Annotated in this window: 22 protein-coding genes and 1 tRNA gene; 11 read left to right on the top strand and 12 right to left on the bottom strand. The window is 59.4% G+C overall.

Annotated elements, in window-relative coordinates:
• The first annotated feature begins 26 nt into the window (after window positions 1-26).
• From ACID345_RS10205 to ACID345_RS10190, 4 genes are all read left to right on the top strand, one after another.
• Window positions 27-116: transfer RNA gene (locus tag ACID345_RS10205), tRNA-Ser, on the top strand.
• A 112-nt stretch (window positions 117-228) separates the two neighbouring features.
• The gene (locus tag ACID345_RS10200; RefSeq protein ID WP_011522787.1) at window positions 229-615 is read left to right on the top strand and encodes a CopM family metallochaperone; all 387 of its coding nucleotides are present in this window, start codon (window positions 229-231) and stop codon (window positions 613-615) included.
• A complete protein-coding gene (locus tag ACID345_RS10195; RefSeq protein WP_011522786.1) occupies window positions 600-1,994 on the top strand; it encodes a YncE family protein in 1,395 nt (464 codons plus the stop codon). Before ACID345_RS10200 ends, ACID345_RS10195 begins: the two co-directional genes overlap by 16 nt.
• 74 nt (window positions 1,995-2,068) lie before the next feature.
• Complete coding sequence (locus tag ACID345_RS10190; protein ID WP_011522785.1) at window positions 2,069-2,992, top strand: DUF1684 domain-containing protein; 924 nt, start codon at window positions 2,069-2,071, stop codon at window positions 2,990-2,992.
• A 64-nt stretch (window positions 2,993-3,056) separates the two neighbouring features.
• On the opposite strand, the gene ACID345_RS10185 is transcribed toward ACID345_RS10190, so the two are convergent.
• The 3 genes from ACID345_RS10185 to ACID345_RS26620 all read right to left on the bottom strand — a co-directional run bounded on the left by ACID345_RS10185 (window position 3,057) and on the right by ACID345_RS26620 (window position 5,986).
• Complete coding sequence (locus tag ACID345_RS10185; RefSeq protein WP_011522784.1) at window positions 3,057-4,226, bottom strand: cystathionine beta-lyase; 1,170 nt, start codon at window positions 4,224-4,226, stop codon at window positions 3,057-3,059.
• The gene (locus ACID345_RS10180; RefSeq protein WP_011522783.1) at window positions 4,213-5,415 is read right to left on the bottom strand and encodes a trans-sulfuration enzyme family protein; all 1,203 of its coding nucleotides are present in this window, start codon (window positions 5,413-5,415) and stop codon (window positions 4,213-4,215) included. Before ACID345_RS10180 ends, ACID345_RS10185 begins: the two co-directional genes overlap by 14 nt.
• 274 nt (window positions 5,416-5,689) lie before the next feature.
• Window positions 5,690-5,986 (bottom strand): hypothetical protein, encoded by a 297-nt coding sequence (locus tag ACID345_RS26620; protein ID WP_148210072.1) that lies wholly within the window; start codon window positions 5,984-5,986, stop codon window positions 5,690-5,692.
• 48 nt (window positions 5,987-6,034) lie between these two features.
• Between ACID345_RS26620 and ACID345_RS10175 the strand changes: the two genes are divergently transcribed.
• Window positions 6,035-7,258: a cystathionine beta-lyase gene (locus ACID345_RS10175; protein ID WP_011522782.1), complete on the top strand. Its 1,224-nt coding sequence runs from the start codon at window positions 6,035-6,037 to the stop codon at window positions 7,256-7,258.
• Window positions 7,259-7,318: 60 nt separating this feature from the next.
• On the opposite strand, the gene dut is transcribed toward ACID345_RS10175, so the two are convergent.
• From dut to ACID345_RS10155, 4 genes are all read right to left on the bottom strand, one after another.
• A complete protein-coding gene (dut, locus tag ACID345_RS10170; protein WP_011522781.1) occupies window positions 7,319-7,735 on the bottom strand; it encodes a dUTP diphosphatase in 417 nt (138 codons plus the stop codon).
• Between the two features lie 98 nt (window positions 7,736-7,833).
• Window positions 7,834-8,193 (bottom strand): STAS domain-containing protein, encoded by a 360-nt coding sequence (locus tag ACID345_RS10165; protein WP_011522780.1) that lies wholly within the window; start codon window positions 8,191-8,193, stop codon window positions 7,834-7,836.
• A 118-nt stretch (window positions 8,194-8,311) separates the two neighbouring features.
• Window positions 8,312-10,864, bottom strand: a complete 2,553-nt coding sequence (locus tag ACID345_RS10160; RefSeq protein ID WP_011522779.1) for a polynucleotide kinase-phosphatase — start codon at window positions 10,862-10,864, stop codon at window positions 8,312-8,314.
• Window positions 10,861-12,369, bottom strand: coding sequence for a 3' terminal RNA ribose 2'-O-methyltransferase Hen1 (locus ACID345_RS10155; RefSeq protein ID WP_228370760.1), 1,509 nt, complete (start codon window positions 12,367-12,369; stop codon window positions 10,861-10,863). The genes ACID345_RS10160 and ACID345_RS10155 overlap by 4 nt, the downstream gene beginning before the upstream one ends.
• Here ACID345_RS10155 and dnaX point away from each other — a divergent pair.
• From dnaX to recR, 3 genes are read left to right on the top strand one after another with little or no spacing between them, the layout of a single operon-like run.
• On the top strand, window positions 12,368-14,266 hold the full coding sequence (dnaX, locus tag ACID345_RS10150) for a DNA polymerase III subunit gamma/tau (RefSeq protein ID WP_011522777.1): 1,899 nt from the start codon (window positions 12,368-12,370) through the stop codon (window positions 14,264-14,266). The genes ACID345_RS10155 and dnaX overlap by 2 nt on opposite strands.
• A 2-nt stretch (window positions 14,267-14,268) precedes the next feature.
• A complete protein-coding gene (locus tag ACID345_RS10145; RefSeq protein ID WP_011522776.1) occupies window positions 14,269-14,574 on the top strand; it encodes a YbaB/EbfC family nucleoid-associated protein in 306 nt (101 codons plus the stop codon).
• Between the two features lie 9 nt (window positions 14,575-14,583).
• Window positions 14,584-15,183 (top strand): recombination mediator RecR, encoded by a 600-nt coding sequence (gene recR / locus ACID345_RS10140; protein ID WP_011522775.1) that lies wholly within the window; start codon window positions 14,584-14,586, stop codon window positions 15,181-15,183.
• Here recR and ACID345_RS10135 read toward each other — a convergent pair.
• Window positions 15,180-16,076, bottom strand: coding sequence for a DUF5996 family protein (locus tag ACID345_RS10135; RefSeq protein ID WP_011522774.1), 897 nt, complete (start codon window positions 16,074-16,076; stop codon window positions 15,180-15,182). The genes recR and ACID345_RS10135 overlap by 4 nt on opposite strands.
• 54 nt (window positions 16,077-16,130) lie before the next feature.
• Here ACID345_RS10135 and ACID345_RS10130 point away from each other — a divergent pair, with 54 nt between their 5' ends.
• A complete protein-coding gene (locus tag ACID345_RS10130) occupies window positions 16,131-16,943 on the top strand; it encodes an aldo/keto reductase family protein (protein ID WP_011522773.1) in 813 nt (270 codons plus the stop codon).
• 60 nt (window positions 16,944-17,003) lie between these two features.
• Here the strand turns inward: ACID345_RS10130 and ACID345_RS10125 are convergent, their stop codons facing one another.
• The 4 genes from ACID345_RS10125 to ACID345_RS10110 all read right to left on the bottom strand — a co-directional run bounded on the left by ACID345_RS10125 (window position 17,004) and on the right by ACID345_RS10110 (window position 19,753).
• Window positions 17,004-17,375: a response regulator gene (locus ACID345_RS10125; RefSeq protein ID WP_011522772.1), complete on the bottom strand. Its 372-nt coding sequence runs from the start codon at window positions 17,373-17,375 to the stop codon at window positions 17,004-17,006.
• Window positions 17,376-17,508: 133 nt separating this feature from the next.
• Window positions 17,509-17,868, bottom strand: coding sequence for a HepT-like ribonuclease domain-containing protein (locus ACID345_RS10120; RefSeq protein ID WP_011522771.1), 360 nt, complete (start codon window positions 17,866-17,868; stop codon window positions 17,509-17,511).
• Window positions 17,858-18,157: a nucleotidyltransferase family protein gene (locus ACID345_RS10115; protein ID WP_011522770.1), complete on the bottom strand. Its 300-nt coding sequence runs from the start codon at window positions 18,155-18,157 to the stop codon at window positions 17,858-17,860. The genes ACID345_RS10120 and ACID345_RS10115 overlap by 11 nt, the downstream gene beginning before the upstream one ends.
• 33 nt (window positions 18,158-18,190) lie before the next feature.
• Window positions 18,191-19,753, bottom strand: coding sequence for a UbiD family decarboxylase (locus tag ACID345_RS10110; RefSeq protein WP_011522769.1), 1,563 nt, complete (start codon window positions 19,751-19,753; stop codon window positions 18,191-18,193).
• Between the two features lie 275 nt (window positions 19,754-20,028).
• Between ACID345_RS10110 and ACID345_RS26615 the strand changes: the two genes are divergently transcribed.
• Together ACID345_RS26615 and ACID345_RS10100 are read left to right on the top strand one after the other, a co-directional pair.
• Window positions 20,029-20,352: a hypothetical protein gene (locus tag ACID345_RS26615; RefSeq protein WP_011522768.1), complete on the top strand. Its 324-nt coding sequence runs from the start codon at window positions 20,029-20,031 to the stop codon at window positions 20,350-20,352.
• 121 nt (window positions 20,353-20,473) lie between these two features.
• Window positions 20,474-21,559 carry a nucleotidyltransferase family protein gene (locus tag ACID345_RS10100; protein ID WP_011522767.1) on the top strand — a complete coding sequence of 362 codons (1,086 nt, stop codon included), beginning with the start codon at window positions 20,474-20,476 and terminating at the stop codon, window positions 21,557-21,559.
• Window positions 21,560-21,579 lie beyond the last annotated feature (20 nt).

The raw sequence follows: 21,579 nt of genomic DNA, 5'->3' as shown, positions 1-21,579 counted from the left end.
AACATCGGCCGTGTACAACTGCGCGCGGAGAGGTGCGTGAGTGGTTGAAACGAGCCGCCTCGAAAGCGGCCATACCTGAAAGGGTATCGGGGGTTCAAATCCCTCCCTCTCCGCCAGACTTCTTACCATCTTCCGCACCGTTGTCTTCTCCTCCCTCCCGCGGCACCCTATACCTTGGTCTCTAGCGGTCAGCGGATCCAAACGCTAGCATCGTCATCCAGGACACTTGTGACCCCTTCCTTTCCAATTCGCATTGCGCTTATTTCTGCCCTGCTGATCGCTGGGTTCGCGTTAGGCGCGGCCGCCCAGATGTCGGTCGCCGACCACCGCTTCATGGACGAGATGACACGCAGTATGTCCACCATGGACCAAGACATGGCATCGGTTTGCATGACCGGCGACACAGACCGCGATTTTGCGGCGATGATGCTTCCTCATCACCGCGGCGCTATCGATATGGCGAAAGCCGAGCTGCGTTATGGAACGGACCCAGTGATGCGTCGACTCGCACAGGAAATCCTCGTGGATCAACAATCCGAGATCGACGCCATGAATCTTTGGTTGGGCAAGCGACAATCCTTAAAAACAGGAGAAGCACCATGCGCATCGCACTGATACCCGCGCTGCTTGGCTTAAGCTTGTGCGGCGCGGCGCAATCCGTCGACCGCGTCTACACCGCGGACCAAACCTCCAACACCGTTAGCGTGATCGATCCCGTAGCGAACCGGCTTCTTGGCGAGATTCGGCTGGGCGAAAACGTGCCCACGGCTATCAGTCCGCTCTACCGAGGCCAGCTTCTGGTGCACGGGTTGGGCTTTTCGCCCGACCACAAGACGATCGACGTCATCTCGATCGGATCGAATGCCGTTACGTTGATTGACACGCAGAGCAACACCGTCAAGGGCACGGTCTATGTCGGACGGTCGCCGCACGAAGGATTCTTTACCTCGGACGGCAAAGAACTATGGGTGGCGGTACGTGGAGAAAACTACGTCAGCGTCATCGATCCGATCGCAATGAAGGAAGTCCGCCGCATTGAAACCGCGAATGGACCTGGGATGGTCCTGTTCCGTCCCGACGGCAAGCTTGCTTTCGTCCCCTCCAGTTTCACGCCGGAGCTCGATGTTATCGACACCTCCACCTATCGCGTCATCGCTAGAATTCCCCAGGTCAGCCCGTTCTCGCCAAATCTGGCCGTTGATCAAGACGAGGTGTGGTTCACCCTGAAAGATACTGGCAAAACCCAGATCATCAGCGCGCAGCCTCCGTTTAAAACCATCGCGACTCTCGAGACCGGACCGATCACCAACCACGTAACCCTGATCGAAAACAGCAAAGGAAAATTCGCCTACGTCACCGTAGGTGGGAAGAATGAGGTGCTTGTCTACCAGCGCGGATCGGGCGCGGAACCGAAGCTGGTAAGCACAATTCAAGTTGGAGACTTGCCGCACGGCATTTGGGGCTCGGGCGATGGAAAGCGCGTTTACATTGGCCTCGAGAACGGCGACGCCGTCCAGGCCATCGACACTGCCACGAACCGCGTCATTGCGACGATTCCAGTAGGGCAACTGCCCCAGGCGCTAGTCTACGTTCCCGGCGCCGCCTCCTCAGATGCAGGAACAGCGAGTCTGAAGCCATTCAGCACTGCAACCGACGCTCTGCACATCGAGATGGTCTCGGCTTCGTCAGCGAGTCCGTCGACTCACGCCAGCGTAGTCGTGAATCCGATCGGCCCGATTGATAACCTGCAGATCGCGGCCACAGGCCTCACTCCGAAGCAGGGGTATCGCCTCATGCTCACCGGCGCATCGAGTTCCCAGGAGCTTGTGGTCTTCACTGCCGGACCCGGCGGCGTCGGCATTGCGCAGACCTTCGGGCCGTTGAAGCATGCCGTCGATCCTGCCCAAAGCAGCGATTCGTTTGCGCTGGAAGTTTGGACACTCGACGCGGATGGAAAACACCATGTCGTACTTCACGAAGCTCCGCGCCATTGATGGAGTTCATAAACGGCCTCAGCCGCAAACCGTAGCGCGCGTTTTATCTCGGAACCGGAGATAATGTTTTCGCTATGAGGCTGCTTACGTTTGCTTTGATCTGTACCCTTTTCGTTCCGGCGGTCGCTCAAACGCCCAAGGCCTCGGCTCCGAATGCATGGCGGCATGACCTGCTGCAATGGCGCGCAAAGCGGGCGCAGAAGTTGTCCGCGCCCGATGGCTGGCTGGCGGTTGTAGGCTTGGATTGGCTGAAGCCTGGGGACAACAAACTTGGTTCCGATGGCACCAACGACATCAAACTGCCTGCATCATCGCCCGCACAGCTGGGGGTCACTCGCCTCGACAACAATTCCCTGCTGCTTCAGCCTCCGTCGGCCGGCTTCGCTCAAGACCTCACCGTTAACGGAACTCCTCCCGTCACAGCCGTTCCTCTATTTGCAGACACCGACCCACAGCCTTCGAAGCTGACGGTCGGCACTCTCTTCATCACGATCATTCATCGAGGAGACCGCTACGGGGTGCGAATAAAGGATTCGGCTGCTCGAGCGCGGGTCGATTTCAAGGGACTGCATTGGTACGCGCCGGATCCTGCTTATCGCGTCCACGCGAAGTACATTCCTTACGACAGTCCGCAGACGCGAACGATCCCGAGCGTTATCGGAATTGATCAGACCATGGCCGCTCCCGGCCTCGTCGAGTTCACACTGAATGGGCAGACATTGAAGCTCGAGCCTTTGCTCGAAAAGCCCGACGCCAAAGAACTCTTCTTCGTCCTGCGCGATACCACCAGCCAAACAGAAACCTACGGAGCAGCGCGGTCTCTCTACTCCGAGTTGCCGAGCAACAGCCTGTCGAAACCAGGCGAAGTGTGGCTCGACTTCAACCGGCTTGAGAACCCGCCGTGCGCCTTCACCCAGTACGCTACCTGTCCGTTACCGCTACCGATCAACAAGCTGCAAGTACCGATTCGCGCCGGTGAAAAGCGGTACCACGACTGAAGTGAAAAGGCCCGACTTTAGTCGGGCCGCTGAAGGGCTAAAAAGAACAGGGCTTCAGCCCTGCTCACCGCGTACTTGCCGCCAATGTCTTCCCCGTCGCGACTTGCAACGCTTGATCGAGATCGGCAATCAGGTCCTCTTCGTCTTCAATCCCGACCGAGATACGCACCAAGTCTGCCGGAAGATCACGTTGCGCCAAGACCTGCGGCGGAACGCTCGCATGCGACATGTTCCCCGGCAAGCTGATGGACGAATTCACACTGCCGAAGCTCACGGTAATCCGGAAAAGCTTCGTCAGTTCCGCGACCGTTTTCGAAACTTCCACCGAGCCAGTCGTAAAACTCAATACGCCTCCGGATCCGCGCGCCTGCGACCGCTGCAATTCGTATCCCGGATGATCGGCAAGTCCCGGATAATAGACCTTCTTCACGTCTGGATGCGACGCCAGAAATTTCGCGATCGTAAGCGCATTGCGCTGCTGGCAATCCACGCGCAGCTTTAGGGTCTTAATGCCGCGCAGCAGCAGGAAGCAATCGAACGGCGAGAGTCCATTGCCCTCCGCGTTCTGGATGAAATAGACCTGCTTCGCCAGTTCCTCGTCTTTCACCACGATCGCGCCAGCCGTCACATCATGATGGCCGCCGAGATATTTCGTCGCCGAATGCAGCACTATGTCCGCGCCAAGATCGAGGGGATTCTGCAGGTACGGCGACATCGTGCTGTTGTCCACGCACAGAATCGCGCCATTCGCGTGAGCTATCTCGGCGAGCTTGCGTAAGTCGAGCACGCGGAGCAGCGGATTCGTCGGCGTCTCGACATAGACCAGCTTCGTCTCCGGCCTGATCTGCTGCGCGAATTGCTCGAGATTCGCGGCGTCGGCATAGCGCGCGGAAATACCCGTCTTCTCGAGGACTTTGGTAAACAAACGACAGGTTCCGCCGTAGAGATCGCTGTCGGCAAGAATGTCGTCGCCGGAGCGCAGAAGCTTGGTCGTGGTGGTTATCGCCGCCATGCCGCTCGAGAAGCAAAAGCCGCGGGTCCCGTTTTCCAGCGATGCCAGATGCTTTTCCAGCACCGTGCGCGTGGGATTGCCGCTGCGCGAATAGTCGTATTCGCCGAATTCATCGGCGTGTTCCTGCTCAAAGGTTGCCGTCTGATATATCGGCGTGGCGATGGGGCGATAGCGATCGCCCGGAGCGGGATCGAAACTTACGAGACGGCTAGCGAACTTCATTGCGGACCTCCTCCGATGCCGGACAACACCCGGCCGCCTCAAATGCTTGTTCGAGATCGGCAATGATGTCTTGCGCGGCCTCCAATCCTACGGACAGTCGTACCAACCCATCCGAAATCCCCAGCGCCCGTCGCACCTGAGGCTCAACATCCGCATGTGTGGTAGACGAAGGATGCGTAATCAGCGTCTCGAGCCCGCCGAGGCTCTCCGCTCGCGAGCACAGCTTCACGTGGTTCAGAGCTCGAATCGTGGCGTCAAATCCGGCTTTCAGTTCGAAAGCAATCATTCCGCCGGGTGCGTTCTGTTGCTTGTCCGCAAGAGCTTTCTGTTCACACGAATCGAGCCCCGGGAAGTAAACGCGAGCGACGGCAGGATGTGCCTCCAGCCACTCCGCGATGATCTGCGCATTTTCGCAATGCAGTTTCAACCGAGCCGGCAGCGTCTTCATTCCCTGCAACGTCAGCCACGCTTCGAAGGGCGCTTGCGTTGTGCCTATGGTCTTACGTATCAATCGGAACCGCTCCAGCAACTTTTCGTCGTGCGTCGCGAGTGATCCACCGAGCGTCGCGTTATGGCCATCAATGTACTTCGTCGTCGAGAGAAGCGATATGTCGGCTCCGAGTTCGAAGACGTTTTGCAGCAGCGACGTCAGGAATGTGTTGTCCACCGCGAGCAGGATGGAATGCCGTTTAGCGACCTCCGCCACGGCTGCAATGTCGGTGAGCTTCAGCGTCGGATTGCCCGGTGTTTCAATGAAGATGATCTTCGTCTCTGGCCGGATCGCCCGCTCCACGTTGGCTGCGTCCGACGTGTCCACGAACGAAGCCGTGATTCCCAGGTGATCGAGGATCTCGCGGAAGAGCCGCATCGTCCCGCCGTAGATCACTTCCGAAAGCACCGCATGGTCGCCCGCGCGCAGCACCGATAGGAACAAGGTGGTCACCGCCGCCATGCCCGTGCGGAAGCAAACGGCGGGAGGCGTTCCTTCCAGCACGCCGATGGCTTTCTCCAGGGCATCTACGGTCGGATTCGACACCCGCGAATAGCTGAACCCTTTGTCCACGCCAACGGCGTCATGAACAAACGTGCTGGTCTGGTAGAGCGGAAACAAAATCGAGCTGGCATGAGAGTCCAGCGAACGTCCGCCGCGAATGGCGAGAGTGGAAATGTCGAGGTCTTCGGAAGGCACTGCGATCTCCTGTATCTGGCTGATTTGGCTCTAAAAACAACTCGGCCGCCTTAGGTGACCCCCAGGCGGCTGCCAGATTGGAGATTGAGTGGGTGTACTCAGACTTCCGATGCTGGCCGGCGACCGCCTGGGGGACGCATGGCCATATACATTCGTGAAGTGAGTAGCATCGTCACTGACAAAGTCCGTTCAAATGTGATTGAGGAAGTATACACGGGGCCCGATGACGGCCGCAAGCACAACCCCACGAACGAACAGCGTGCTTCCCGACACCTTAGTGTTTTATGCCGCAGCCGCACATCTGCGCCACTGGCATGCTTATCTGTGGTTGCGACGGCATGGACGACATGGGCACGGAAAGCGACACGGGAATCGGCTGGACTGGCGCGCTTTGGGTGATTACCGGAGCCGTCACGGGAGCTTGATACACCGTGCCTTGCGAAATGACGGTCTGAGTCACCCCACTCGGTTGTGCTGCCGGTTGAGCCAGACCATTTGTCGGCGAAGGCTCTTGCGCCCAAGCCACCATTGAAAACGAGAACGCAAACAACAGTCCAAGGGAGAGTCTCACGGTACACCTCTACCTATAATGTTCTCTCGGCAGAGGTTCTCTTTGCAAGTGTCCGTTTGGACAATGTCCGCGTTCGGGAACCTCTCGCCGCAAGTTCTCTATACTGTCGCCATGAAGAAGAGTTGGAAGACAAAGCTGATCCACGGCGATAGCCATGCCCCGGAGGGATTCCGCTCGCTGGTAACTCCTACCTACCGCGGATCCACCGTGCTCTTCCCCGATGCTGAATCGGTTACGGACCAGTGGGACCAGCATCGCGTGGGCTACACCTACGGCCTCTACGGCACGCCGACGACGTTGGAACTCGCAGCACGCGTCTGCGAGCTCGAAGACGGCGAACACACCATCATCACCGCCGGAGGCCAGGGCGCGATTTCGCTCATCCAACTCTCGCTGCTCAATGCGGGTGACCACATCCTGATCCCCGAGAATATCTATGGCCCCAATCGCAAGTTGGCATATTCCGTTCTCAAGCGCTTCGGCGTGGAGGTCACGGTTTATCCGCCCTTGATCGGCGCGGGAATCGCAGAGTTGATCAAGGACAACACGCGTCTCGTCTGGTGCGAAAGTCCCGGCTCACTGACGATGGAAGTGCAAGATGTTCCTGCAATCGCGAAAGCGGCGCACGCCCGCGGCGCGCTGGTAGTGCTCGATAACACCTGGTCGTCTGGAATCTTTTTCCGGGCCTTCGACCACGGCGTTGACGTCGAGATGCAGGCGCTCACGAAATATGTCGCTGGCCACAGCGATGTTCTTCTTGGCGCAATTACTATTCGCGACCGCGCGATCTACGAAAAGCTCGGCAATACCTACCAGGTGCTCGGCTGCGCCCCATCGCCTGATGATTGCCAGCTCGCACTACGCGGCATGAAGACGCTCGGGGTGCGCCTCGCGCAGATTGGAAGTTCCGCCCTGAGGGTTGCGCAATGGCTCGCAGCGCGACCGGAAATCGAAACCGTGCTACATCCCGCGCTTCCCTCCTGTCCGGGCCACGAGTTCTGGGAGCGCGACTTCACTGGGTCGGCGGGATTGTTTTCGATCGTCTTTAAGTCCGGCCCCACGAAGCAACAGGTGCAGGCTTTTGTGAATGCACTGGAGCTTTTCGAGATCGGATATAGCTGGGGTGGAGTCGCAAGCCTCGCCGTCAATTACGACCTCAGCCACGCGAAGGGACGCTCGGAGTATGGCCATCGCATCGTGCGGCTGTATATAGGGTTGGAGGAACCGGAAGAGCTTATTGCGGATTTGGAGCAGGCACTCGGAAAGATCTAGTTCACCACGGAGACACAGAATTCAGAGCAAATTCTCTGCGCTGGGCGGCGAAAACGATCTTCATTTCCCTGTGGATCCAAACCCTTTCGCCCCACGCGCCGCATCTGTTAGTTCGGCTTCAACCACTTCCTTCGCCAGGAACGGATGTTCGAGCAACTGTGCGATCTTGTCGCCGCGCTTGATCTCGTACTCCTGATCGCCAAGGTTCTCCATCAGCACGATGATCTCGCCCCGATAACCGGCATCAATTACACCGGCATTGCACATCAGGCGTTTCTTTGCCATGCCCGAGCGCGTTTTCACCACGCCACCTGCCGGAGGATCAAATTCAATGGCGACCCCAGTCGGAACGCCCGCCGCGCCACGCGCAGCAATTGTCAGGTCTTCGGAGGCGTAAAGGTCGTAGCCGATATCTTCGCCGGGATGGCCGATGGTAGGAAGAGTGGCGTGTGGCGAGAGGCGCTTCACTTTCAGCATGAGAGCGATTGTCGCATGCTCGCGCCTCCTGCTCTTTCATCCTGAGCGGAGCCCGCCCAGCGTGCGGAGTCGAAGGACCCTATCGTCTTGAAAATGCCTTAGTGCGTTCCTGCCGACTTCGCAAACGACAACACCGCGTCTGTCTCCGTATCGCGAATATCGAACACGGTCAGCAGCTTGGTAATGGAGAGCAGTTCAAGCGTTTTGGCGCTGAGGCTAGCGAGCTTCATTTCGCCGCCGCCGGCGCGCACCGAGCTATAGAGGCTGATCAGCGTGCCGAGGCCGCCCGAATCGATGTACATCACGCCCTTCATGTTGAGGACGATCTGCTTGTAAGCGGGCATCAGTTTTTTCACAGTTTCGCGCAGGGCACCAGACTCGTCGCCAAACACCAGCCGACCCGCACAATCCACAATAATGATGCCCTCGATGGTGCGCGTGCTAAGCGATAGTTGCATGGCAGTCCTCCGGCGATGGGCCCGCGGGCCGATGAAAGTAGATGGCCGACAGCGTACCGTGAAAACGCGGTCAATAGCAACGAAAAGCCGCGAAAAGTGCCATTCTGAGCCAAAGGCCCTAGAGCCGTGGATCGACCGGTTCACTCTCCAGCGCCAGCACGCCGAAAACACACTCATGCACCCGGCGCAGCGGTTCGTGCTCGGCAAAGCGCTGCAACGCCTCCACTCCCAACGAGAACTCCCGCAGCGCCAGCGAGCGTTTCCGTCCCAAACCGCGCGAGCGAAGGCGCTCAAGGTGTTCCGGCGCGGTGTATTCCGGCCCATAAATGATGCGCAGGTATTCGCGTCCGCGGCACTTTACCGCTGGCTGAACAAGATGCTTGCCGCGCGCAATGAACTCGACCGGCTTGACCACCATGCCCTCGCCTCCGGCAGCGGTCAGTTCCTCCCACCAGGCAATCCCTTCTTCCTCGCTGGCGCGTTCGGCAAGATCGATGACTCTGTAGGGGGTGGCGAGAAGCAGTTCGTGATCCTGCGCGCACAAGCGGGCGAGCGTCTCCATGTGCCAAACATGGTCGCGGTTGGTAAAGACCTGGCCTTCCGCGGCGAGTAGGTGGAACGGCGCGAGTTTGAGATCAAGCAGCGAGTGCACGGGCCAGCAGTAGCGGCGATAGGCGTCAACGTATTGGCCGACCATCGTCAGACGCTGGTCGTATTCGGCAATGAGCGGCTCGATCTCCGCAACCCGGTTTGACGCTGTTCGCAGGGCGGCGACGGTCTCACGCAGCGCCGCCCGTCCTGCCGCGCCCGTGGGAGCGTATTGCCGGACAAGAAGCTCCTGTGCTTTCGACGACCACGGCATCAGCTCGCAGTCGAGGCAGACCCAGTCGGTCTTCAGCTCCGTCCACAGCCGAGCCTTTTCCACCGCACACTGCACCCGCGCAAGAAAATCGCGTTCAAGGCGATCGTCGTTGAAGAAACGGCGCCCGGTGCGGGTGTAGCAGACTCCGATTTCATCCTGCGTGATACCAAAGCGGCGCACCGCGGCATCGCGGTCGCGGCAAACGATGACCACCGCGCGCGAGCCCATGTGCTTCTGCTCGCAGACGACCTTCGCCACACCCTCGCGCCGAAAGTACTCGAAGGCCTCCGCAGGATGCTCGAGCAGATTGGGCTGCTTGGTCGTCTCGGAGGGCGACATGGTTGGCGGCAGATAGATCAGCCACTTCGGGTTGGTCGCAAAGCGGCTCATCACTTCAAGCGCAGCGATGGCGTTCTCTTCGCGAATGGTGATGTTACCGTGCAGCCGGGTGGCAATCACGCGTTTGCCGATGACGTCCTCGATGTCGAGCACATCGTCAAGCTGGTGCTGCTGGCTGAGCGTAGGCGCGTCTTCCTTCGGTAGGAAGGGCTTCGGAGATGCATAGTACGTCTTGCGCGCCGGGACTGAGACCAGCTCTTTTTCCGGATATCGAAGCGCTGTCAGGCCGCCGCCGAAGACGCAGCCGGTATCGATGTTGATGGTGTTGTTCAGCCACTGCGGCTGCGGAACCGGGGTGTGCCCGTACACGACCATGGCGCTGCCGCGATATTCCGAGGCCCAGTCAAAGCGGACGGGCAGGCCGAATTCGTCGGTCTCGCCAGTGGTTTCGCCGAAGAGCGCGAACGAACGCACCGCGCCGGAGCTGCGTCCTTGCATGCTTTCCTTCATGCCGGCGTGCGCAACCACGAGTTTGCCCCCGTCGAGCACGTAGTGGCCGATTAGCGAGTCAAGGAACTTCGCAACTGTCTTCTTGAACTCTGGCGGCTCAGCTTCAAACTGTTGAATTGTGTCCGCCAAGCCGTGAGCGATCTTGACGTCTTTGCCACCGAGCCAGCGCAGCAGCTTCGTATCATGATTGCCGGGAACGCAAAACGCGGTGCCTGCATTCACCATGCTCATTACGATTTTGAGCACATCGGGAATGCGCGGGCCACGGTCGACGAGGTCGCCAAGAAAGATGGCACGACGGCCCTCAGGTGGCGTGATGCGGTAGTCGCCGTTCTCACGCTCGATGCGATAGCCAAGCTGCGCGAGGAGATCTTCGAGTTCGTCCGCACAGCCGTGGATGTCGCCAATGACGTCGAACGGTCCGTGCTCGTGCTTCTTGTTCGTCCACAGCGGCTGGCGCTCGATGGTGAGATTGTCCGCGTCGTCCGACGACGAGAGAATCGTGAGATAACGAATGCCTTCGCGTTCCAAGCCGCGCAGACCGCGGCGCATCTGCTGCGCCTGGTTGCGGACGACGTGCGCGCCAAACTGACGGTCCGGCCGGTTTCGGTTGCGATCCTGGCAGATTTTCTCGTCGAAGTTGAAAGCAATTGCCGCCGTAAAGAGGTGATATTCCTTCGCGATTTCGATCAGCGGCTTGCGCGACTCCGGCTGTACGTTGGTTGCGTCCACAACCGTGAGGCGGCCAGCCGCAAGGCGCTTGCGCAGGATGTAGTGCAACAGGTCAAACGCCTCTTTTGTCGCGGACTGATCGTTTTCATCGTCAGAGACGAGGCCGCGGCAGAAGTCGGACGAGATGACTTCGGTGGGCTTGAAGTGCTTGCGTGCGAACGTGGACTTCCCGCAGCCCGACGGCCCAATGAGCAGCACCAGCGACATTTCAGGGAGCTTGAAGTTCATCGCTGGAAGACTCCCATCTGGCTTGGCGCACCGACTACCTGGTCCTCGTCTCCGATCGGGAAGAAACTCACGGTATAGCCGTAACGAGCGGCGAGCGCGGTCGCCCAGTCCTGGAACTGCGCGCGCGTCCACTCGAAACGGTGGTCTTTGTGGCGCATCTGTCCGGCGGGCAGGGTCTCGAACTTCACGTTGTATTCCGAGTTGGGGGTGGTAATGACGACCGTACTTGGCTTGGCGAAATCGAAGAGCACCCGCTCGAACGCAGCGAGGCGCGGTTCATCGAGGTGCTCGATGACTTCTACAACAGTAGCGCCATCGAAGCCGGCGATACGCTTATCGCGATACATGAGCGAGCCCTGCACGAGTTGAATGCGCTTCTTCTGTGTCGGGGGCATAGTTTCGAGTTTCAAGCGATCGGCGGCGATTTCCAGGCTGCGGTACGACACATCCATTCCGAAAATTTCTTTGAACTGCTTCTCTTTCAAGAGCGCTCGAAGCAGCTTCCCTTCGCCGCAGCCGAGATCGACCACGCGCTGCGCGCCGGCCTCCTTCAACTTTTCGGCGACCGCGTTTAGGCGCTGTTCGTGCAGCTTCAGTGGTTTTTCGATCTCTTCTTCCTGCTGCGTCTTCTTTTCGAGCTCGGCATCGGGATCGGGCGTTTCGTCCACGAGCCGAGCGAGCGCCATGCGGGTAAGGCGTCCGCGGCGCTTGAGGTAGCGGCGCACGATGTAATCGCGCTCGGGATGAGTTTTGAGCCAGCCTTCACCCTTGCGCAGGAGCTTGTCGACTTCGTCGTCACCAACCCAGTAGTGCTTGTCGGGATCGAGTACTGGAATCAGCACGTAGAGATGGTTCAGTAGTTCGCGGACAGTGACTTCCTTGCGCAACTCGAGCGCGTAGTACGGGCCTTGTCCCCACTCAGGGAAATTCTCATCCAGCGGATGGCGCTCGGCTTTCACTTCGTAACCGAGCGGCGCAAACAGTTTGCGGATGGCCTCTTCGCCGCCACGGCTGAAGATGACGGCGAGCTTGGCGGTGAGTGGAAGCGGCTCGTCCACAAGGCCGGCGCGGTGTTTACTCTTGCCCGCCATGGCGGTGCCGAGCACGCGCGCAAGGGCAACGCTCAGGAACGACGACGCGACGTAGGGACGGTCATTGACGTAGTGTTCGAGCGAATGATTATCTCCGCTGGGGCCGCGGCGATTGCGCACCAGGCCGATGGGGTCAATCTCCAGCAGCAGCGCGACGGTGCAGCGTTCCGGCGTCGCTTCGGGGTAAAAAATGTGGGCCTTACCATAGGCGAGCGAGAACGAATGGAGCCGCTCCGGGCTCTTGTGCAGCAGGTATCCCAGGTCGGTCGCCGGTGTACGCTCATTGGTGATGGTGAGGAGCATTCTTGCAACGTATCGTGAGTAGCAGGATGGAAGCAAGTTACGATGCGGTCGCAGCACGAGCTTCGCGCCCAATCCGGCAGCAGCCGTTATAATCGAACCGACGTCCCTCATGAGCTACCAGGTTCTCGCCCGCAAATATCGCCCGCAGAAATTTTCCGAGGTCATTGGCCAGGACCACGTCACCCGTACCCTCAAGAACGCTATCGAGCAGCAGCGCATTGCGCATGGATACATTTTTAGCGGTCACCGCGGCATCGGCAAAACGACGATCGCCCGCATCCTGGCGATGGCGCTGAATTGCCAGTCGGCGGACCATCCGGTGTCGGAGCCGTGCGGGGTTTGCGATAGCTGCAAGGAGGTCAAGGCCGGGCAGTCGGTGGACGTAATCGAGATCGACGCCGCAACGAACCGCGGCATTGACGAGATCCGTGAATTGCGCGAGGCGGCACGCTATCGCCCGGCGCGCGACCGCTTCAAGATTTACATCCTCGACGAGGCGCACCAAATTACCGACGCGGCCTTCAATGCCCTGCTCAAGACGCTGGAAGAGCCGCCTGGACACATCGTCTTCATGATGGCGACGACTGAACCGGAAGACATTCCGCAGACCATCCGGTCGCGCTGCCAGCACTTCAGCTTTCATGCGGTGAAGTTTGACGACATCGTGTTGCAACTGCGCGACATCGCCGGCAAAGAAGGTATCGGCGCCGAAGATGACGCGCTGGCGATGCTCGCCGAAGCCGGTGACGGATCGATGCGCGACGCGCTCAGCATCATGGACCAGGCGATTGCAGCGTGCGGCAACCAACTTAAGACCGATGATGTACGCGGGCTGATGGGGACGGTTTCGTCGGACGTGCTGGAAGACATCATGAACGGCGTGCACGCCAACTCCAGCGAGAGCGTGCTGACGACCATCGATAAGTTGCTGATCGAAGGACATAGCCCCCTGCATTTCGCAAAGCAAGCGGTGCGCTTCCTTCGTAACGCAATGGTGGCGAAGGTCGCCGGAAAAGACAGTGCCCTGCTCCAGATTTCGAGCGACGAACGCGAGCGCGTTGCGCGCGTGGCTGAACAATTCAGCGAAGAAGATCTGGCGCGCTTCCTGCAGATCATGCTGCGCACCCACTCTGACCTTGGATACAAGCAAGAACAGCGGTTCCATCTCGAATTAGGTCTGCTGAAACTGGTGCACGCACAACGCATGCTGCCGCTGGAAGAACTGCTCAGTGGATCCGCAAGCGCAGCACCGTCGTCTGCACCGCGTGCCAGCGTGGCGGCGCCTGTTTCACGCCCTAGTTCGCCAGCGCCGAGCGCGGCAACTTCGCGGCCATCGCCGTTTGAATCCAGCCGGACCGCGGCGGCGCCACGACCTTCACCATTTGAGGTGGATCGAGCGCGGAAGAACGAGCCGAAGGCCGAGGCAGACGCGGAAATCACCGCGAAAACACCAGAATTTACGGCGCCGGCCGCACCCACGCCGATGTCAGCCGCGCCCGCGCGCGGATACGAGCCGCAAAGCGCGCCTGCACCCATGGTTACGTCCAGTGTTGGGAGCGCCGTTGCCGTGGCGGAGGTCGCGCCACCACCGCCAGCCGCTGCGCCCGCGGGGGAAACCAACATTCCCGCCATCCGCGACGCGGTTTTGAATGAACTGGAAACCGCTGGGCAGAACGTGCTCGTGCACACGCTGGAAACCGGCGTGTGGGCCGCGAACGCGAACGAAATCACGGTGAAAGTCGCGCTTTCGCCGGCAATGATCGACCTGAGCATGGGGCCGGAGGTCAAGAAGCTGGTGACCGCCGCGGTGAACAAGGCGACCGGACGTCCGCTCAAATTTTCGATGGTGGGCGGCGCAGATCCAGCGACGTTGGCCAAGCCCGCGCCACGCACTGCCGTCGGTCCGTCGGCGCGATCGCGCGCGATGCAGCATCCGCTGGTGAACTACATGCAGGAAAAATTCGGCGCCGAAGTACGGACGGTCATCGACAAAAAGGAAGAGCGATAGACATGGGTGGATTCAATCTGAACGAGATGATGGCGGCCGCCAAACAGCACGCCGAAGAACTCCAGAAAAAGATGGCGCAAACCGTGATCGAGGCCACCGCAGGCGGCGGCAGTGTGACGGTGAAGATGAACGGGCAGAAGCAGCTTCTGAGCATCAAGATCGATCCCGAGGTGGTGAAGTCGGGCGACGTGGAGATGCTGCAGGACCTGGTGACCGCGGCGGTGAATGAAGGCTCGCGGCGGGTGGACCAGGCGATGCAATCGAACCTCAGTGGCATGATGGGCGGCATGGGATTGCCGGGGTTTTAGGAGAAAGTTTTGTCCAAGTTTGCCGAGCCGATGGCGCGGTTGATTGACGAATTGAAGAAGCTGCCGGGCGTCGGCAATAAGTCGGCGCAGCGCCTGGCGTTTCATATCCTGCGCTCCAGCAACGACGACGCCGAACTGCTGGCGGATGCCGTCCGCGACGTGAAGGCCAAACTCCGGCTCTGTTCCATCTGCAACAACATCACCGATGTCGACCCCTGCACCTACTGCGCGAACCCCACGCGGAACCAGCAGGTCATCTGCGTAGTGGAAGAACCGACCAATATTTCTGCCGTCGAAAAGACCCGCCATTTCAATGGCGTATACCATGTTCTTCATGGAGCACTTTCACCTTTGCACGGGGTAGGTCCGGAGCATTTGCGGATCAGCAACCTGATCAAACGGGTGGAGGGCGGCAAGGCAGAAGAGGTCATTCTCGCGACCAATCCGACGGTCGAGGGTGAGGCGACGGCGACGTATCTGTCGAAGATCCTCAAGGCTGAGGGCGTACGGGTGACGCGGATCGCGACCGGCGTCCCCGTCGGCAGCGACATAGAGTACGCCGACGAAGTGACCATGCAGAAGGCGATGGAAGGACGACGGGAGCTTTAGCGCTCCAGCGCGGCCCGGTCCCATTTTGCAGCGTTGGCGGCCGCCACGTACGTGCTCTCCAGAAATTCCAGCAATGCCCGGTCCGGTGAAGGTTCACGCCGGAACTCTTCGTACTTCATGATGAATTCGCCAAGGTTGTTGTCGTACGCGGCAATCGCCGGAGATACCTTCGCCTGCCCCAGGCCCCCCGGGACCGGAGCGGCATAGGCGTAGAAAGCGGGTTCGCCGAATCCGCCGTTGCCGGGCCACCAGCCGGCACTGATCACTTCATGGGAATAGGCTTCGCGCTGGATTGCATCTGCGCCGGGACGCTCGGGAGCGCGACGGCCCGAGAAGCGCGTGACCGCAAGATCGAAGCTGCCCCAGAAGAAATGCGCTGGACTTACCTTCCCGATAAAAGACGAGGAGAACTCGCGAAACACGGCGGTAGTACTGATCAAGATTCGCCAGAAGCGCTTCACGTATTCCGAATCGTACGACGCATGGATCGTATCTTCTGCAAACGGGATGGGATCCTTGAGCTCGCACGGCACAGGGTGAATCTTCACTTGCACCCCGAGCTCTTGTAGGCACTTCAGATAGCTCGCATAGAATTCGGCAACCGTCTGCGGCCGCAGCGCGAGGAGATGATCGCGTCCATCACTCAACCGGAAGCGCAGCTGGTGCTCGAGAAAATCGAACTCGATTTCGAGAGTGCCCTGGGGCGTCGGCATAGCCTCCGTGGTGAGTCCTCGGGGCGAGACGTATAGCGCCACATTCCACCAGTGCGCCTGTAGCGGGACCAAGGCGAGCCTGGTTTTGCCGACGATCTGCGTCCACATGTGAAGGGTGGTCGCGGTGGGCTCCCATTCCTTCCACGGTAGCGACGGCCAGCGTTCTTCGGTAGCGGACATGGGCCTCCTTGGCGTTCGGCTGTGTTTAGACTCGCGGGATGACAAAATAGATTCATGACATCGAGCGCTCCGCAATTTCTTTACGGCACCGCATGGAAAGAAGACCGCACCGCCGAGTGTGTGTCGCTGGCGTTGAAGGCCGGTTTCCGCGGGATTGATACCGCCAACCAGCGCAAGCATTACAACGAAGTGGGCGTCGGTGAAGCCCTGCAGAAGGCCTACAGCGACGGCCTGGTCAAGCGCGACGATCTGTTTCTCCAGACCAAGTTCACCTACCAGCGCGGGCAAGACCACCGACTTCCCTACGATCCAACCGCGCCGCTGGCGAAGCAGGTACAGCAATCGCTCGCGAGTTCGCTGGAACATCTGGACACGGAATACGTGGACAGCTTTGTGCTGCATGGGCCTGCGTCGGGATACGAGTGGACTGCGGACGACGACGCAGTCTGGAACGCGATGCGAGCGGAGCGCGAGAAGGGCCGCACCCGCGTAATCGGCGTGAGCAATGTTTCCCTCGGGCATTTGCAACAGATGGCAGACACTCCGGCGTTCGTGCAGAACCGTTGTTATGCCCAGCTAGGTTGGGACCGCGAAATCCGCACGTTCTGTCGCGAGCATGGCATCGTGTACCAGGGATTCTCGCTGCTGACGGCAAATGTGCCGGTGCTGCGACATCCGTTAGTTCAGGAGATCGCCGGACACATGAAAGCTGGTATCGCGCAGGTGACCTTCGCGTTCGCTCGGCAGATCGGAATGCTTCCTCTGACCGGCACCACGAGTTTCGAACACATGCAGCAGGACCTCTCCAGCCTCGCGCTCACGCTTCCTCAAGAAGCGGTCGAAGCGATTGAATCGCTCGCGGGATAGGCGCCATGCAAAAGCCCCGGATTTCTCCAGGGCTCTAATACCTAATTCCTAATGCCTGTCTTATCCCGCCAGCTTGGCCAACAGGTCCTGCGGATGCACTGGCTTGGCGAGGATTTCGAATTCATGGCCCTTGGCACGGGCGCTTTCGAGCAGGTCGGCGGTAGCGGCCTGTCCGGAGAAAAGCAGAATTTTGCAGCTTGGCAAGAAGCGCCGGATTTGAATAGCGGCTTCAATGCCATTCATATCGGGCATGATGACGTCGCTAATGATGAGGTCGGGTTGCATGGATCGCGCACTCTCGACGGCAGCCGTGCCGGTATACACCGGCGACGCATCGAAACCGGCCTTGTTGAGGATGATGGACAGCGTATCAGCAATGACTTGCTCGTCATCAACCACAAGAACCCGTCGTTTCGGCTTCGAATTGGTCATTCAGTGCTCCTGAGGGAAATAGGCGAACCGGGGCGCGGGCGGTCCGAGCGTTGGTAAAAATTATATCCTGTGGCCCTGCACAACGGGTGAGATGCGGGAAAGATCGGTTGGGGTGTATTAAGGCGGACCAGAGTTACTGAATTACGTCGTCGTGGCCAAATTCGGCGTCGGAAAGCCGCAGGACCGTGATCCGCAGGTTTGGTACGTCCATCGTAGCCGTCTCCCACACAATACGAAGATCCAGCGAAAAGTACGCATGTGCGATGTAATTGCGCATGCCCGAGATTTGACGCCAAGCCAACTCTGGGTGACGATCACGAAGTTCCGTGCTGATGCGGCTCGCGGCCTCTCCGATCACTGCCAACTGGTGAAAGATGCCGCTGCGGAGCAACACGTCACTGTCGAGATCCGCGAGATCCCGCCCGCTAACGAAACTGCCGATATGCTGGCAAGCCTCGATGATGTCCGCCAAATAGGCGCGATCATGCCGCATAAAGCAGTTCGTTATTGGCGAGAACTTCGTCGCGGATCGTTGCCTTGAGCCCGCCTGCCTGCACGAGATCAACCGGCCTCCCGATCAAATCCTGCAGTTCATCTCGCATCTTTAAAAACGTAATCAGCCCCATTCGTACGTCGGGTTGGAATTCGACCAGGAAATCCACGTCACTCTCGGCGCGAAACGTAGGACCCAGTGCGGAGCCGAACAGGCGCAACTCCCTTACGCCGTACTTCTCGCAGATGGCACGGACGGTTGGCATCTCGAGTTTAAGAGTGGCGTTCATTCCGACCTCAATTATGCCATTCCTCAGCAAACCCTACTCGATCCCATACTCCTTCCACCTCTTACTGACCAATTCCCGCGTCGCGTCGTCCATCGTCACCTCATCCGGCCACGGACGCTCGAAGCCTTCGCTCGGCCACTTCCGGGTCGCGTCGATCCCCATCTTCGACCCGAAATCCGGCAGCCGGGACGCATGATCCAACGAGTCCACCGGCCCCAGCGTGAACTGAATATCGCGCTCCGGGTCGATGTTGTTACAGACCTTCCAGACGACCTCCGCAGGGTTCTGCACATTCACGTCTTCGTCCACGACGATGATGCACTTGGTGAACATGGCGCCGCCAAGTCCCCAGATAGCGCTCATCACCTTGCGCGCATGGCCGGCGTAACTCTTCCGGATGGAGACGATCATGAGGTTGTGGAAGACCCCTTCGATCGGCATGTTCAGATCCACAATTTCCGGGATGGTGACCCGCATGAGCGGCAGGAAAATGCGTTCGACGGCCTTGCCCATGTACGCATCTTCCACCGGAGGCTTGCCCACGATCGTCGCGGAGTACACCGGATCCTTGCGGTGTGTGATGCAGGTAACGTGGAAAACCGGGTAGAGGTCTTCGAGCGAGTAGAAGCCCGTATGATCGCCGAACGGTCCTTCGACTTTTAGTTCGTCGAGGTTCACATGTCCTTCGAGAATAATCTCGGCGTTCGCGGGAACATCCAAGTCCACAGTCTCGCACTTCACCAGTTCCACCGGCTTCTGGCGCAGGAATCCCGCGATCATGAATTCTTCGACCTCCGGCGGCGCTGGAACGATCGCCGAAAACATCAGTGCGGGATCGGTGCCGAGCGCAACTGCAACTTCCATCTTCCCTTTCGGACCTTCGGTTGTGCGTGAGCCTCCACCGCTGCGCGCCATCAAATCAATTGCGTCTGACTTCCCTGCCGGATCGCCGCCAACGTGCGCGGCCCGCATACGCTCGCGATAGTGCTCAGCGCCCCCTTTGTGGCGCTGCCAATGCATACCCGTGGAAGTCGCGTCATAGACCTGCATGCGGTAGGCGCCTACGTTGCGCTTCCCCGTTCTCGGATCGCGCGTGATGACGCACGGGAGCGTGATGAACGGACCGCCGTCTTTCGGCCAGGTGGTGAGAATGGGAAAGTCGAGCAGCGAGAAGTCGCCCTTCTTGATGACTTCTTTGCACGGGCCCGTGCTCACGGACTTCGGAAAGAACTTGCCCATCTCAGCGAGCTTGGGCAGCATTTTGATTTTGTCGAGCAGGCCCTGTGGCGACTTCACATCCATGAACTCGCGGATGCGACCGGAAATTTCATCGAGCGAATCGACATCGAGGGCCATCTTCATCCGGCGTTCGGAGCCGAACTGGTTCATCAAGACCTTCGCTCCGGGATAGCCTTTGACCTTCTCGAATAAGAGGGCCGGGCCGCCTTGACCTTTGCCATTGCGTGCCGGCCACTTGGAAACGCGGTCGGTGATCTCGCAAATCTCCAGCTTGGGATCGACTTCGGCTTTCACGCGCTTCAGTTCCCCGGCGCGGTCGAGGGCAGCGATCCATTCGCGAATATCGTCGTAGGCCACTTTGGCCTCTCTTTCTGTATGGGTAGAACGTCGAATTATAAATGCGCACTCCGCACGATTGCCCAACCGCGTTTCGACCGCTACACTCGCGCTGCATGGTTCGCGGCATTGCAGCAGCGCTTTTCCTTGTCGCCCTGACCTCGGGCGGCTGGGGACAGCAAGGTTCTCGTAGTTACATCTTCACTGGTGTCGTGAAGCCTGAAGACTGCAAGGTGCTGCCGCAAAGTTCTTTTGAGATCCATCCCTCCCTTTCACGCAGCGGGTCCGCGGACCGCTTGTCAATCAAATGCGCGCCGATCGCCGACGGCACAACGCTGCTGACGCTAACGTTCCTGCTCACTGACACGCCTCCGGCGCTGGAACGTGGCCAGTCGCGGAGTTACAGTTTTCGTTGGGGAGCGAAGATCGAAAAGCACCTCAATCCCATGGCGGGTGAGTTCACGCACGATGGGCCCAGGTGCATTCAAATCCTGTCGCTCTTCTCCGAACATGCCAGCGCAAAGGACCGAAACCTTGGCCCGCAATGGATCGGCGGCTGCTATCACGAAGATCGCTGGGGTCTGGCAATGGAACTGACCCTCACCGAAGCCACGCGCTAAGGCGAAGTTTATCCAGCAGCACCCAACTCATAGCCCCCAAACGACATCCAATTGAAACATTAGCAGGTGCTCAGCCTGCCAGCGCCCAGCCGCGCAATCCTTTCAGAGGTTACGGACCCACATGGCAACTGCGGTTGCAAATGAACGTGAACACATCCAGGCCCTTTCGCAGCTCACCCTGAACCCGGCGGCTTCTGCCGAAGCCGTTCGCCACTTTGCTGCACTCAACCAGGCGCAGCGCGACGAGCTACTCTCGCTGGCCGACAGCAATCACGTGGTCATTCGCGGGTTCCAGCCGGTAATGAACGGCGCACTCAGCATGAATCTGCCGGAACTGGCTCAGTGGGCGCAGGGCGTGATCGAAAAAGAGCGCGGGCGCATCATCAACGCCCTCTCGAAGCTTGAGGTCATCTGCAACGCACTCGAGGCCGCCGGATGCCAGACCACGGTGATGAAGTCGCTCGACCACTGGCCCGACCTCGGCAACGATCTCGATCTCTACAGCACTGCTGACGAAAAGATCGTGTGCAAGGTGATGACCGAGCAGTTCAAGGCCCACATCGAACCGCGGAGCTGGGGCGACCGCCTCGCCAACAAGTGGAACTTCCAAGTCCCCGGACTGCCGGAAGCAATTGAAGTTCACGCCAAGCGCCTCGGGCAGACTGGCGAACATACCGCACTGGCCCGCCGCTTTGTGACCCGCCGTGTACAGAAGACCGTCGAAGGCATGACGTTCTACGTGCCTGCCCCGGAAGAACGCGTGATCGTCGCGACCTTGCAGCGGATGTACCGGCACTTCTACTTCCGCGTGTGCGACATCGTGAACACGACGAAGCTGGTGGAGTCCGGCACGATTGATTACGCCGAGTTGAAGAAGGCCGCCGACATCGGTGGGATCTGGCCGGGTGTTGCGAGCTACCTGCGGATCGTCTGCGATTACGTGAAAGCGTATCGCGGGGTTGGCTTCGAACTGCCACAGGAAGTGTTGAATGCAGCGCCCTTCGGTGGCGAGAAGGTCTTCGTGAAGGGCCGCTTCATCCGCGTGCCGATCATGCCGCAGGGCGCCGATCTCTATACCCGCCAGGTGACCAGCGCGGCATTCCGTGGCGATGTCCCGGCGACGTTCCGGTTGTCGCTGTTGCCGCCCCTGGCATCGGCTGCGGCAGTAGCGTTCAAAATCACCGGCAGCGATAAGGGCATCTGGTAAATCGGAATTCCCCCGAGGGA

Origin of the sequence: Candidatus Koribacter versatilis Ellin345 (genome assembly GCF_000014005.1) — a bacterium.
GTDB lineage: Bacteria > Acidobacteriota > Terriglobia > Terriglobales > Acidobacteriaceae > Korobacter > Korobacter versatilis_A.
This window is presented reverse-complemented; position numbering and strand designations above follow the sequence as displayed.

Bases quoted from the DNA above. Each gene is read 5' to 3' on its own strand.
- ACID345_RS10195 (WP_011522786.1), top strand. From the start codon at position 600: ATGCGCATCGCACTGATACCCGCGCTGCTTGGCTTAAGCTTGTGCGGC.
- ACID345_RS10190 (WP_011522785.1), top strand. From the start codon at position 2,069: ATGAGGCTGCTTACGTTTGCTTTGATCTGTACCCTTTTCGTTCCGGCG.
- ACID345_RS10185 (WP_011522784.1), bottom strand. From the start codon at position 4,226: ATGAAGTTCGCTAGCCGTCTCGTAAGTTTCGATCCCGCTCCGGGCGAT.
- dut (WP_011522781.1), bottom strand. From the start codon at position 7,735: ATGCTGAAAGTGAAGCGCCTCTCGCCACACGCCACTCTTCCTACCATC.
- ACID345_RS10165 (WP_011522780.1), bottom strand. From the start codon at position 8,193: ATGCAACTATCGCTTAGCACGCGCACCATCGAGGGCATCATTATTGTG.
- ACID345_RS10160 (WP_011522779.1), bottom strand. From the start codon at position 10,864: ATGAACTTCAAGCTCCCTGAAATGTCGCTGGTGCTGCTCATTGGGCCG.
- dnaX (WP_011522777.1), top strand. From the start codon at position 12,368: ATGAGCTACCAGGTTCTCGCCCGCAAATATCGCCCGCAGAAATTTTCC.
- ACID345_RS10155 (WP_228370760.1), bottom strand. From the start codon at position 12,369: ATGAGGGACGTCGGTTCGATTATAACGGCTGCTGCCGGATTGGGCGCG.
- ACID345_RS10145 (WP_011522776.1), top strand. From the start codon at position 14,269: ATGGGTGGATTCAATCTGAACGAGATGATGGCGGCCGCCAAACAGCAC.
- ACID345_RS10135 (WP_011522774.1), bottom strand. From the start codon at position 16,076: ATGTCCGCTACCGAAGAACGCTGGCCGTCGCTACCGTGGAAGGAATGG.
- ACID345_RS10130 (WP_011522773.1), top strand. From the start codon at position 16,131: ATGACATCGAGCGCTCCGCAATTTCTTTACGGCACCGCATGGAAAGAA.
- ACID345_RS10125 (WP_011522772.1), bottom strand. From the start codon at position 17,375: ATGACCAATTCGAAGCCGAAACGACGGGTTCTTGTGGTTGATGACGAG.
- ACID345_RS10120 (WP_011522771.1), bottom strand. From the start codon at position 17,868: ATGCGGCATGATCGCGCCTATTTGGCGGACATCATCGAGGCTTGCCAG.
- ACID345_RS10115 (WP_011522770.1), bottom strand. From the start codon at position 18,157: ATGAACGCCACTCTTAAACTCGAGATGCCAACCGTCCGTGCCATCTGC.
- ACID345_RS10100 (WP_011522767.1), top strand. From the start codon at position 20,474: ATGGCAACTGCGGTTGCAAATGAACGTGAACACATCCAGGCCCTTTCG.